The organism is Acinetobacter sp. YH12097 (assembly GCF_013419225.1).
GTDB classification, from domain to species: Bacteria; Pseudomonadota; Gammaproteobacteria; order Pseudomonadales; family Moraxellaceae; genus Acinetobacter; species Acinetobacter amyesii.
This window is the reverse complement of record NZ_VPAN01000022.1, coordinates 38,209-50,169: the sequence shown is the minus strand read 5'-3', so window position 1 is coordinate 50,169 and position 11,961 is coordinate 38,209. Positions and strand designations below refer to the sequence as shown.

Annotated in this window: 11 protein-coding genes; 3 read left to right on the top strand and 8 right to left on the bottom strand. The window is 40.6% G+C overall.

Annotation, left to right across the window (positions count from 1 at the left end):
* Positions 1 to 165: 165 nt before the first annotated feature.
* Together FTU37_RS10765 and sppA are read right to left on the bottom strand one after the other, a co-directional pair.
* Positions 166 to 975: an alpha/beta fold hydrolase gene (locus FTU37_RS10765; protein ID WP_180008952.1), complete on the bottom strand. Its 810-nt coding sequence runs from the start codon at positions 973 to 975 to the stop codon at positions 166 to 168.
* Positions 972 to 1,997 carry a signal peptide peptidase SppA gene (sppA, locus tag FTU37_RS10760; protein ID WP_078190385.1) on the bottom strand — a complete coding sequence of 342 codons (1,026 nt, stop codon included), beginning with the start codon at positions 1,995 to 1,997 and terminating at the stop codon, positions 972 to 974. Before sppA ends, FTU37_RS10765 begins: the two co-directional genes overlap by 4 nt.
* A 127-nt stretch (positions 1,998 to 2,124) precedes the next feature.
* Here sppA and FTU37_RS10755 point away from each other — a divergent pair, with 127 nt between their 5' ends.
* Entirely contained in the window at positions 2,125 to 3,096 is a 972-nt protein-coding gene (locus FTU37_RS10755) for a lysophospholipid acyltransferase family protein (RefSeq protein ID WP_180124323.1), read from the top strand.
* Between the two features lie 31 nt (positions 3,097 to 3,127).
* On the opposite strand, the gene FTU37_RS10750 is transcribed toward FTU37_RS10755, so the two are convergent.
* From FTU37_RS10750 to FTU37_RS10740, 3 genes are all read right to left on the bottom strand, one after another.
* Positions 3,128 to 5,587, bottom strand: coding sequence for a DNA internalization-related competence protein ComEC/Rec2 (locus FTU37_RS10750; protein ID WP_180124322.1), 2,460 nt, complete (start codon positions 5,585 to 5,587; stop codon positions 3,128 to 3,130).
* A 105-nt stretch (positions 5,588 to 5,692) separates the two neighbouring features.
* On the bottom strand, positions 5,693 to 6,376 hold the full coding sequence (lolD, locus tag FTU37_RS10745; protein ID WP_078192053.1) for a lipoprotein-releasing ABC transporter ATP-binding protein LolD: 684 nt from the start codon (positions 6,374 to 6,376) through the stop codon (positions 5,693 to 5,695).
* Complete coding sequence (locus FTU37_RS10740; protein WP_078190389.1) at positions 6,369 to 7,604, bottom strand: lipoprotein-releasing ABC transporter permease subunit; 1,236 nt, start codon at positions 7,602 to 7,604, stop codon at positions 6,369 to 6,371. Before FTU37_RS10740 ends, lolD begins: the two co-directional genes overlap by 8 nt.
* 26 nt (positions 7,605 to 7,630) lie before the next feature.
* Between FTU37_RS10740 and FTU37_RS10735 the strand changes: the two genes are divergently transcribed.
* A complete protein-coding gene (locus FTU37_RS10735; RefSeq protein ID WP_078190390.1) occupies positions 7,631 to 8,200 on the top strand; it encodes a PilZ domain-containing protein in 570 nt (189 codons plus the stop codon).
* Here the strand turns inward: FTU37_RS10735 and FTU37_RS10730 are convergent.
* Together FTU37_RS10730 and FTU37_RS10725 are read right to left on the bottom strand one after the other, a co-directional pair.
* Positions 8,197 to 9,108, bottom strand: coding sequence for a DMT family transporter (locus tag FTU37_RS10730; protein WP_180124321.1), 912 nt, complete (start codon positions 9,106 to 9,108; stop codon positions 8,197 to 8,199). The genes FTU37_RS10735 and FTU37_RS10730 overlap by 4 nt on opposite strands.
* Positions 9,109 to 9,113: 5 nt before the next feature.
* Positions 9,114 to 9,602, bottom strand: a complete 489-nt coding sequence (locus FTU37_RS10725) for a YaiI/YqxD family protein (protein WP_373686312.1) — start codon at positions 9,600 to 9,602, stop codon at positions 9,114 to 9,116.
* A 266-nt stretch (positions 9,603 to 9,868) separates the two neighbouring features.
* Between FTU37_RS10725 and FTU37_RS10720 the strand changes: the two genes are divergently transcribed.
* The gene (locus FTU37_RS10720; RefSeq protein WP_180009976.1) at positions 9,869 to 10,801 is read left to right on the top strand and encodes a hypothetical protein; all 933 of its coding nucleotides are present in this window, start codon (positions 9,869 to 9,871) and stop codon (positions 10,799 to 10,801) included.
* Positions 10,802 to 11,086: 285 nt separating this feature from the next.
* Here the strand turns inward: FTU37_RS10720 and FTU37_RS10715 are convergent, their stop codons facing one another.
* Positions 11,087 to 11,959 (bottom strand): alpha/beta hydrolase, encoded by an 873-nt coding sequence (locus FTU37_RS10715; protein ID WP_180008944.1) that lies wholly within the window; start codon positions 11,957 to 11,959, stop codon positions 11,087 to 11,089.
* Positions 11,960 to 11,961 lie beyond the last annotated feature (2 nt).

The window sequence follows — 11,961 nt, the reverse complement described above, 5'->3', positions numbered from 1 at the left end:
AATGGAGAAATCTAATCGGTATGTTATACCTGAGAGAAGAGTGAGGAGTTATCCAAGGGTTGTAAAAGGAAAACCTCAAAAATACCCAAGAAAAAGCCAGTCAATCTCTTAACTGACTGGCATTACTCTATAGAGTGCTTTTTTTTGTGTTGTCGTTTTTAAGCTTTAATGATGACGCTTAGGCAATTTAAGTAAATCTTTGATCAATTCAACAGTTTCCACAGGATGTTCCAATGGGAACATATGACTCCCCGCAACAACTTTAAATGGAATCCCAAATTTTTTCTCAACCTTTTGTGGAAAGTGCCGAGCTAAAAATGGCCCCTGCTCTGCAATTAACTGCTGCACAGGCACTTGTGGTTGAGTCTGAGGTAACCACCACAGTGAAGGATTGGTTCGAAAAATATGAACCTCATCATCACGTGAAATCGTCAACTCCACCCCACCACGCAGTTTATCGTCCATCAAGGCATAATCAATATAAGCTTGATAACAGTCTGGATCGAAATCTTTATAAAAACCTTTCGGCCTTAAAAGCTCCGCTGCTTGTTCACGACTGTCCCAATGATCACGACGACGTTTCGACAAGCCTGCGGGCGACATTTTATCGACAACTTTGAGTTTGAGGAGTTTTGCAATGTGCAAAGCAAAAGACTCTTTACCCATGATCATAGGCGGATCAATCATTAACACTTGTTCAAACAATTCTGGGCGTTGTAACGCAGCCTGAAATGTTAAAACCGAACCTAATGAGTGACCTAATCCAATCACCTTACGACCATTGGCCTGACGTACAATACTATCAATGACTTGCTGTGTTAAGCTCTTCCAATGGTTATCGATTGGGTAACGCTTATCTGGCCCAAGTAGCGGCACATAGATCACATCATATTCATCACTCAATAAATCAAACAATTTTTGATAAACCAGTGATGGCACGCCATTGGCGTGCGCAAAATGAATTAACGGTTTCATTGTAACTTCGTGCTGTTTTCAGATTGAACCTGTTGTGACAATGCGCTTGCCAAACCTTGACCAAATGAACTTCCCATACGACCAAGTACAGAATCAAATGGACTATTTTCAATGGTGTAGTTCACAGCTTTTTCAGTTTTCAACTCACGTTTCAGGCTATTTAAACTACCTGTACGGTCAGCAATACCCAGCTTCACAGCCTGATCACCTGTCCAAAATAAACCTGAGAAAATAGCCGGATCATTCGATTTTAATTTCTTACCGCGACCTTCTTTCACGGCATTAATAAAATGCGCATGAACGTTATCGAGTACACCTTGAACATGTGCTTTTTGTGCAGCATCGACAGGTTGAGTCATGGATAAAATCGCTTTGTTCTCACCCGAAGTCATGGTGCGATCTTCTACACCAAACTTTTGCATCAAACCACTAACGCCATAGTTCGGCATGATCACGCCAATTGAACCCACTAAACTTGAAGGATTGACAATAATTTCATCTGCGGCAGAAGCAATATAGTACGCACCTGAAGCGCCTGTATCACCAATAATGGCATACAGTTTTTTATCGGTATGGGCTTTTTTCAAGTACTGAATTTCTTGCCAGATTTCATCAGACTGAACAGGTGAACCACCCGGTGAATTAATATTTAAAACAACCGCTTTGCTTTGTTTATTTTCATAAGCTTTTTTCAAAGCTTTGATGGTATTTGCGCTGTTTACACTTTGCTTGTCCGCTGCAATGGTCCCAATGATATCAACCACGGCAATATGTGAACCCGCTGTTGCTGCAGGATCTGATGATGACATGCTGCAACTTTTCGCCATCGCAATGATAATAAATAGCAAATAAGCAAAGGTTAAAAATTTAAAAAATATACCCCATCTACGTGCTCTACGTTGTTCCTCAACGGAAGAAAGCACGGCTTTTTCTAATATTTTCCATTCATTTCCAGTTGGCTGCTGGATATTGTTTGAAGAACTTTGCTGTTTTTCTTCAGGTTTTGGTGGCCATTCGGACATAAAAAAACCCATTTGATCGTTAATTTGTAGTCATTATATACACGCTAATCGCTATAACTGTCTAATCAATTCATTTTCCCCTATAATTATTTTAAATTTTCTTTCATTTCTTTCAGACTTAAATAAGATGACCGACCAAAATTCACAGGACACCACATATCACCTGTTAAAATTTATCAGCCGTCAACCTATTCAAATTTCTAGATTAATTGCAAAAGGTTTGGCTGGGTTAGTCAATGTTTTAAAAATCTCTAAAACCTACTCTACGATTCAACGCAATCTTAAAATTGCATTGCCTGAATTATCAGAGTCAGCTCGCATTCAACTCACTAAACAAGCGATTCGAAACGAACTTTGTTCTTATTTTGAATTTTTTAACATTTGGGGTGCAAGTACAGAAAAAAATATTCAACGAATTCATCACGTACATGGCGCTGAATATTTACATGAAGCGCTCGCCCTACAAAAAGGCGTTGTACTCGTGGTACCACATTTTGGTACTTGGGAAATCATGAATGCATGGGTTGCGCAGTACACTCAAATGACCATCATGTACAAGCCGGTAAAAAGTGAATCTGCCAACAATTTTGTCCGTGCTGCTCGAAGCCGTGAGCAAGCAATATTGGTTCCTACGGATGAATCAGGTGTACGTCAAATTTTCAAAGCCTTAAAACAAGGTGGGACGACGGTGATTTTGCCAGACCATACCCCCAATGCCGGCGGTGAAATGATTCCATACTTTGGTATTCCACTAAAAACCAGCAACTTAAGTGCAAAACTAATTCAAAAAACCAAAGCACGTGCGCTCTTACTGTACGCCATTCGTAATGATAATCATGGTTTTGATATGCATATCGAACCTATCGATGACAATATTTATCAAGGTAATGCAGATGATGGCTCGATGGTTATCTTTAAAGCAGTGGAAGATTTAATCCATCGTTACCCAGAGCATTATCACTGGAGCTATAAACGCTTTAAAGCCAATCCAAAATTGAGAAATCTATACAATATTAGTGATGAAGAGGCTGCTCAACGCATTCGTGATATTCGTGAGGAATATCAAAGACAGCAAAAAATGAAAAATGTGACAGAATGACATTTTCAAGCAATATACTTGAAGCAGTTTTCTATTCAGATTCTTTAGATAGCCTGCGATATAGATCGAGCCATTTATACTTTGTCCGCTCTTCAATTAGTTCAATTTGCTGTTTATTTTGCTTGAAATGAATACTTCCACTTTGTGCGGTCTGTAAGAGTGGAATATCTAATTGTTTGAGTCGTGTTTGGGTCATCTTTGCAGGATGTCCATAACGATTAAATCGCCCCGCAGAAGCAATCGCCAACTTGGGCTTAAAATGGTTTAAAAACGCATAGGATGAACTATGCTGACTACCATGATGTCCAAGTACCAAAATATCGACTTTTAGGTCTGGATAATCACGTAATATTTGATATTCAGTCTCCCAACCCGCATCCCCCATCAATAGAAAATGTCTTGGTCCATTGACGCCTTTGACCGTCACATACACTACACAAGAGCGTTCATTGGCATTCCATTGGGCATTTGTCAGATCTTCAGGCTTTGGCGAGAGTATTTCAAAATAGACTTGCTGATCCCAATTCCACTGCTGACCACGCTGACATAAACGCTGTGGAACTTGGTTCGTGGTTTGTACTCGCTCATTACTTGAAAGCTGCCCGATATCAAGCTGTTGCTCCAATGAGAAAAAACCACCGCTATGGTCTTGATCTAAATGAGTCAATAACACCCGATCTAGTCGATGGACACCATTCACACTCAAAAATGGCCGGATGATATTCTGCCCGACACTAAATTGACTTTCATCATAGTTTCCACCGAAGTCCACCATCATATGATGATCTACAGAACGGATATAGATCGCCTGCCCTTGTCCCACATCTAAAATTGAAAGCTGAAAATTTGCTGAATTTTTCCATGGAATAAACAGAGCAAAAAAGGCAATGACCGCCCAATATTTTGGCAAGATTCCTTCAGGTAAAAATAAGATTACTATGGCGAGTATCAACAGTATGATTTGAGTTGACGTCAATGCGACATCGTGCATTTTTGGTGCAAAGAGTCGATCTAAGCCATAGAGAAACACATGCAATATTTCCAAACACAGATCATTGAATAAAAAAACCAAATGCGCCAAAGGTGTAGAAATATAAGAAAGTGCCCCTCCAATGATATCTAAAGGAACCACCACAGCCCCTAACCACGGGATGGCAAATAAATTACTTAGTGGGCTAATCCAAGTCACTTGCTTGAAAAAAATCACCATCAATGGAAATAAAGCGACAAAGATTTTCCATTGTGATTCCACCATCAACCACATTGAATGCTTTAACTTTTGCCAAAAACTGGCGTCCGTTTGAGCCAGTAAATGCTTCCTTAAGGTTTGATAAATCCGCAGTAAAATAAAGCATGCGCCATAAGATAACCAGAATGCTGCGGATAAAATACTAAAGGGGTCCACTAGCAATAAAATAGCGGCACTAAAAATCAGCAGTTGAAAAGGCTTAATAGCTTGACCTAATAACAGCATGCTACTGGCGACAAGGCAGATCGTCAGCGTTCTCAGCGCCGGTATTTCAAAACCGGTAAATGAACAATATAGAAGGACACAGAAGATAAAAGGCACGACCAATACATACTGTTTGGGCCACTTGAGATAAATTTTGGGACAATATTTACGGATACCTAACTGCAACGCCCAACAGAGCATGCTGGCAAAAACAAGTACATGTGGACCAGATATCGCCAATAAATGACTCATCCCAAAGCGTTGAAATAATTCACTGGTGCCTTCAGTGAGTAAACTTTTATCACCTGTAAGCAGCGCTAACAGCAAGCCATGATTCTGCAGCGGTTGTTGGTATATAAACGCTCTTAAATATAAACGCTGCTTTTCGACTTTTATTTTGAACTGATGTAACACACCTTGATGTCGTTGATATTGCTGGCCATAACCCATCGCAGTCATATGTTGAGGTGGTATCAATTCGACCGACTTTACCTTTAAACTGGCATGTATATTTTGCTGTACGCTCCACCGCTCTTGATCAAATGCACCTTCGGTCACATAACTCTGCGTAGGCCTTAACTCACCATACATACGATAGTACTGTCCAGGGACCAACTGGATCGTCTGCTCATGACTTTGCAAAATTGAATTGGGTAAATACGCCATAAAATATTGAATCTGCTGATTCACATTGAGCACTTCGATTTTTTGCTGAATTGCTTGGTCTTTGAGTTGGCTGATTTGTGGGATATACACAATAAACTCGCCTTGTCTGCTCTGATGCTCAACCAATGCCAAACGCTGATCGAGTTGAGTATTGGCGAAACTAAAGCCGAGAATTGCACCCATGCATAAATTTGTACTGAGCTGTAAGATTTTCGAAAAAATACTTTTTAGTTTTGGTGAAATACCAAGCTGTAAACCTAGCCAAATCAGGACAATAAAAAGCAACTGAGCTGTCGAGAGTTGTGGATTCCAAAACCTGAAACCCATAAAAGAAATGCCTAAAATCCAGCCAATACAAAAGCTTTGCAACATGAGTCATCATTATTTTTATTATGTGCTGGCAATAATAAAGCCCACCGAGGTGAGCTTCAATCAAACAATCTTAATCCACTAATTTTTGCGAAATCAATTTAGCGCTTAGTCATCAACCCATAAACCATCTTGCATATGCAAAATCGCATCAGCAGATTGAGCTAAATATTCATCATGGGTCACGATTAACATGGCCATGTTAAATTCTTTACGCAACTCAGATAGCAACTCAAAAATCTTCACTGCGGTTTTTCGGTCTAAGTTCCCTGTTGGCTCATCAGCCATCATCAACTTAGGTCTTGCTACCAATGCACGGGCCAAAGCCACACGTTGACGTTCACCGCCTGAAAGTTCGCCGGGTTTGTGCGTCATGCGGTGGGAAAGTCCAACACGTTCCAACAGGTATTCAGCTTGCTGCTTGACTTCTTTGAAGTTACTCGACTTCCGTAACATTAATGGCATCGCCACATTTTCAAAGGCGGTAAATTCAGGTAGTAAGTGATGGAATTGATATACAAAACCTAAATGCTCATTACGAATATATCCACGCTCTGCTTCACCTAAAGTGTCAAAGCGTTGACCATTAATCAACACTTGACCCGATGTTGGACGATCTAAGCCACCCAATACATGCAACAACGTACTTTTACCAGAACCACTTGACCCCACAATCGAAACAAACTCACCCGCTTTGACTTGTAATGAAAGTCCACGAATCACATCGACTGTAGACTTCCCATCGGTAAAAGATTTGGTAATGTTTTGGGCATCTAAAACTAAATTACTCATAGCGTAGAGCCTCTGCAGGTTGAACTTTAGCTGCACGTAAAGCCGGATAAATAGTCGCGATAAAGCTAAGACCCAATGATAAGGACACAATCACCACAACATCTTGCCATCTTAAATAAGACGGTAAATAGTTAATGAAGTAAGCATCAAACATATTTAAGCCCAGTGTTGTATTCAACCAACCAACTAAATTACTAATACTAGATGCAGCGATAATCCCTAAAATTGCCCCAGACACCGTACCAATCACCCCAATCACTGTACCTTGCACCATGAAGATCCGCGTGATTGTAGCCGGTGAAGCGCCTAGAGTACGCAAAATGGCAATATCGGATTTTTTATCAGTAACCACCATCACCAATGAAGACACGATATTAAATGCTGCAACCAATACAATCAGGAACAGCAATAAACTCACCATTGCCTTTTCCATTTGAATCGCGCTGAATAGGTTGCCGTGTGTATAAGTCCAGTCAGAAGCATAGAAGTTTGCAGGTAGATCACGCACAATTTCTTGAGACACTTGTGGCGCTGCAAAAATATCATCCAACTTCATACGGATGCCTTGCGCACCATCTGGCAGTCTTAATAAAGTCGACGCATCGTTCAGGGCCACGTAGCCCATCATCGAATCAACCTCTGCACCAATACTGAAAATACCCACAATTTTAAATCGTTTAAAACGCGGAACGACCCCAGCCGGCGAAGGAGTTGCTTCAGGAAGCACTAAGGTCACACTGTCATTCAAGCCTAAACCTAAGGCATCTGTCATTTGCTTGCCAAGGACAATACCAAACTCACCTTTTTTCAGGTTATCGATACTGCCTTCCACCATATGGTCTTGGATAATTGATACCTTTTTTTCATACTGCGGTTCAATCCCACTGACCATAATGCCAGACACTTGACCTTGTGCCGTCAACATTCCCTGTAATTGGGTGAATGGTGCGACCCCTTGAACATGCTCATGCTGCTCAATTTTTTTTGCAAGTTCAGGCCAATTTGTTAAAATTTGTGTTGAAGAAACAGTGGCTTGAGGTATCATTCCTAAGACACGAGTTTTCAGCTCACGATCGAAACCATTCATCACAGATAAAACTGTAATAAGGACTGCCACACCAAGCGTGAGGCCGATCATGGATACCAGAGCAATAAAAGAAATAAAGTGGTTACTGCGCCGAGCGCGAGTGTATCTCAACCCTATATACAGCGAGATTGGTTTAAACATAACCATCTAGTCCGAGGTAATATATTATGGAAAATTTACAGCATCAAAGCGTTCAAACTGAACGCCGTGTAATGTCGCGTATCGATGCTGCTTTGCGCATCAACTATCAGATTATCTCTGATGATGTTGCACTGAATGATCCTTACGATCCTAATTTTGTATTGCCGCGCTATTTTCTACTACTTGCTGAATTAGATCAATTTGATCATGCACTCAACTACGAATTAGAACAATTAGCTGAGAAAGATCAACAAATTGCTCGAATCTTATCCTTATTTAACCAAAAGTTAAACCTTATTACGGGTTCTTTATACGACGCAATTGTACAAAGCATGTTACCAGTGCCTGAGCATGTGAATTTCTCAGAGACTGGTTTGAGCTTTTTTAGCGAACGCGCGATTAAAGAAGGTACTTATATCCATGTGACCTTAAGCCACCCTGAAAATTTCTTCCATATTGCGGCAACAGCACAAGTGGTTTATAGCCGTGAAGAAGAAAGCAACTTATATCGTACGGGTGCCTATTTTATCACGCTGCTCCCTCAAGACCGGGTTAAATTGGCTGAATGCATCGCCCTGACTCAGCAGAAGCTTTAATTCGGAGCTTGTGTTTTTCGGGCAAGCTCACGACTTGCCTGTAAATCTTTGTAGAAATACACAAATAAACCGGTCAACAATACAATCGCCCCCAAGAACACCATCAAGGTCAATTTTTCATCATTTAACAGTGCCCCGAACAACATCGCGAGCATCGGTGTAAGTACCGTTGTTAATGATAAGGTTGTCGCCTTAATGTTTTGTACCAGTTTGAAATAACAAAACATTGCAATCAATGAAGCCATAATCACCGCATAAAATAAGCCGATGAGCGCTTTAGTTGAAGGCATCTGTGTCGGTGCATACTGCCAAATAAACGGTAGCATTGCAGCAGAAAATAATGTTGAGATGAGAATCGAACCTGTGGCTTGAGACATGGGCTGCAAAGGCGCATTGACTTTTTTCACCCAAAAAATCGACATACAGTAGACGAATACACTCATTAACATCAAAACAATGCCAACAGGTTGTACGTGCTGATCACTGCCCCCTAAGCAAATAATGGCTAGACCACAAACGGCAATCAACATCCCCATCCATTGCAAGCGATGTAGATAGGTATGAAAGAAGAAACGACCGATCAGACCCGTCATAATTGGCGCTAAACCAAACATCAAGGCAATAATGCCTGAGCTGAGATAGGCTGTTGCCATATAGGTAAAAATCTGAGAACCAATAAAACTAAACGCCCCGGCCAAATAACTGTGCAGCGAGGTTTTATCCATCGGCAGTTTATGTTTAAAAATAAACAATAATGCGACAGCCAAAGGTAATGCGATAAAAAAGCGTAATATCAGTGCCCAAAACGCATTGATATCACTGACACTCCAAACGATGGCAAGTGGCGTGGTCGACCAAATGAACACCAACAACGCATAGGTCGTCGCTAGATTTGTTTTAGATGGCATGGTTTTTACTTCTGCGCCGTTTTACGTTTTTGCTTTTGAATGGTTTGATCTAAGCTACTGGAAAATTCGCGCTTATCACGTTCAGAAATCGGGGTTGGACCACCAGTTTGTACACCTGCGCCCCGTAAAGTATCCATAAAGTCGCGTAAATGTAGACGAGCCTTGACATTTGCTGTGGTATAAATCTCACCGCGTGGATGTATCGCTATACCGCCCCGTTCAATCACTTCAGCAGCAAGTGGAATATCCTGTGTCATCACGATGTCGTGCTCTTTCATGCGCTGAATAATTTCTTTATCCGCGGCATCCGCCCCGCTCATGACTTGAATCGAGTTAATCCGCACCGAAGGTGTTATCCCAACATTTTGATTGGCGACAAAAGTGACTTCTAACTGGTAACGATCAGAAGCCCGAATAATTACATCACGTAAAATGCGTGGTAACGCATCTGCATCCACCCATAATTTAAATGGCAGCACTGATTTTCCATTCACTTTTAAACATGACTCATAGTAACAAATCTACATGACAATTTGGGGATCTGCATCCGCTGAATGGATCTACATTTCTCTAATCATGAGAATCGAAAAGCTGCAAATTGACTCCAACTTGGGCTTATTTTCCAATGCTTTTACATTTAAATCCTACTGAAAACATTTTTTATGCATGATTTCATGATAAATATGACGTCGGTGACTTGAAAATTTCAAATAACCCTCGATTTATTAATTATGAAACCAACCCAATATCAATTGTGCATATGAAAAAACAAAATAGCCCTGAAATTATCACTATTGAAGATCAAACTTTTGGTAGTCATGTTGAACATTGGAATTTGCTTACAGGCAACCCGACAACGGATGTACCAGTTTGGCTGGGTCAGGCATTAGATGCACCCATTATGCCGATGGGCTTATGCGCACAAGAATCTGATATGGATCAAAGTACCTGGCTGATTCAAGGTCCATCACAAGCGTCGATTCAACTGTGCCAAGTGATTGCGGTAGAAAATAATAAACCTAAAGCCGTTAAAACTGCATTTCCAAGTTTTGATAGCCCATATAAAACCAAAGCCACCATTGAACGTATTATTACCTGTAAATCCAATACGCAAGCTGTGCTTTGCCTCGACTTAGGCGCAAATACCAGTGTGTATGCTTTTGATAGTTTATATAGCGTCAATCACGACCAATATGAAAAAGATGCAAGCTACAGTGTGCAACTCAATGCTTGGGCCTATGAACTCGAAGCTGTCGCAGAACATGAACAGCTTGTCGTTGATGATCCTGCATCGATTAAACATCATCGTGCTTTAAACGATATCTTGGCAGCAAATAATGGTGTTGCCCCTGCAGATTTACACGAACAAATTAAAGCGTGGCAACCAAAGTCTGAAGATGACAAAGCGCCAGTCACAGTCGATTTTTCTAAAATGGTTGCATACCTATATGGTGAAAATCTTGGCCAAGAAGACGAAGCATGGTTCCAAGGGCATATAGTTGGCAAAACCGCCATGCAATTTAAAGAGCAAGACTATACGCTGTATGATGTGACCTTAATCCACGAAGAAAACCAAGAAGCGGTGATTGTTCGTGTTGCAACACGAAATCCGGCGCATAAAGATTTCAATGTTGGGCAATATATTCGTGGCAATCTGTGGATACAAGCCAATATTTACGCGAAATCTGCCTAATTGGAATTCAAATCTAAGAAGAAAAAAACCACCAAAATATGGTGGTTTTTTTATTACTTAAATTAGTATTTAACGTCAAACACTAAACTTCTTTCATAAATCAATTTTAAATCAATACTTAATTCACAAAAAATATTCCCTCTCCTTTTCAAGGATGAGCATAATTACGCGCAAGAAGGAGAGGATTTATATGAAAAATTTCCCTCATCTTAGAGGAAGAAGGGCTTTCAGTATTAATCTTGCTACGAATTAATGATCATTTTTTTGACTTATGAAAGCTATCTACTAGCGTGGACTAATTTCATCGAGTACACGCATGATTTCAGCTTTGGTTTTAAAGAAGCGACTAAATAAACTCGAAACTGAACCAATCATCGTGATGTGCCCAACACGTGGGATTTGAATCAACTGACTGTGGTTGCCTGAGGCTTTTAATCGACGATCTAAATCTTCACTATTGCTATAGCCAACGATATTGTCTTTATCCGCAGTAAATAGATAATGCTTCACTTGATTGTGCTCAACAAAATAATACGGCATCACTTGTTGATACGGTACATTTTGATCAAAGGCATCTGCACAAATCGGATCACCTTTATAATCAAAATGATATGGCCCTGCCAATCCCACAATTGCACGAATATTCTCTTTCACTTGTAGCTGATAAGGCGTCGGATGATACAGTGCAGACATGACATTAAATGCCCCTGCCGAATGTCCCATTAACACCACATTTTCCACTTCAATCTGCAACTTATGCTGAGACTGCGTCAAATAGTTTAATGCAAGGCTAAGATCATCAATTGAAGCCGGAAAAATATATTCAGGTGCGAGATGGTAATTAATGACAGCAACATCGAAGCCTTCTTTGGCAAAAGCTTCACCAATGAATCCATAGTCCTTTTTGTCACCATGCATCCACGCTCCACCATGTACAAACACGATGAGTGGACGTTGCTGACGAGGTGCTGACGTGCGATACAAATCTAGGCGATGGCGCGCTTTTAGACCATAAGGGATATTGTTTTGAACATGATATCCTTGTTTGGGTGTCAGTCGATTTAATGCATAACTGCCAAAATCATATAACCGAAAATTTCGGTATAAAGATTTAGCCAAATCCATTTTTTGCTGAAGCCGCAGAGACCATTGATTCATAT

What these genes read in the sequence shown, in the direction of transcription:
- FTU37_RS10765 (WP_180008952.1), bottom strand. Translation starts at nt 975, where the DNA reads ATGAAACCGTTAATTCATTTTGCGCACGCCAATGGCGTGCCATCACTG.
- sppA (WP_078190385.1), bottom strand. Translation starts at nt 1,997, where the DNA reads ATGTCCGAATGGCCACCAAAACCTGAAGAAAAACAGCAAAGTTCTTCA.
- FTU37_RS10755 (WP_180124323.1), top strand. Translation starts at nt 2,125, where the DNA reads ATGACCGACCAAAATTCACAGGACACCACATATCACCTGTTAAAATTT.
- FTU37_RS10750 (WP_180124322.1), bottom strand. Translation starts at nt 5,587, where the DNA reads ATGTTGCAAAGCTTTTGTATTGGCTGGATTTTAGGCATTTCTTTTATG.
- lolD (WP_078192053.1), bottom strand. Translation starts at nt 6,376, where the DNA reads ATGAGTAATTTAGTTTTAGATGCCCAAAACATTACCAAATCTTTTACC.
- FTU37_RS10740 (WP_078190389.1), bottom strand. Translation starts at nt 7,604, where the DNA reads ATGTTTAAACCAATCTCGCTGTATATAGGGTTGAGATACACTCGCGCT.
- FTU37_RS10735 (WP_078190390.1), top strand. Translation starts at nt 7,631, where the DNA reads ATGGAAAATTTACAGCATCAAAGCGTTCAAACTGAACGCCGTGTAATG.
- FTU37_RS10730 (WP_180124321.1), bottom strand. Translation starts at nt 9,108, where the DNA reads ATGCCATCTAAAACAAATCTAGCGACGACCTATGCGTTGTTGGTGTTC.
- FTU37_RS10720 (WP_180009976.1), top strand. Translation starts at nt 9,869, where the DNA reads ATGAAAAAACAAAATAGCCCTGAAATTATCACTATTGAAGATCAAACT.
- FTU37_RS10715 (WP_180008944.1), bottom strand. Translation starts at nt 11,959, where the DNA reads ATGAATCAATGGTCTCTGCGGCTTCAGCAAAAAATGGATTTGGCTAAA.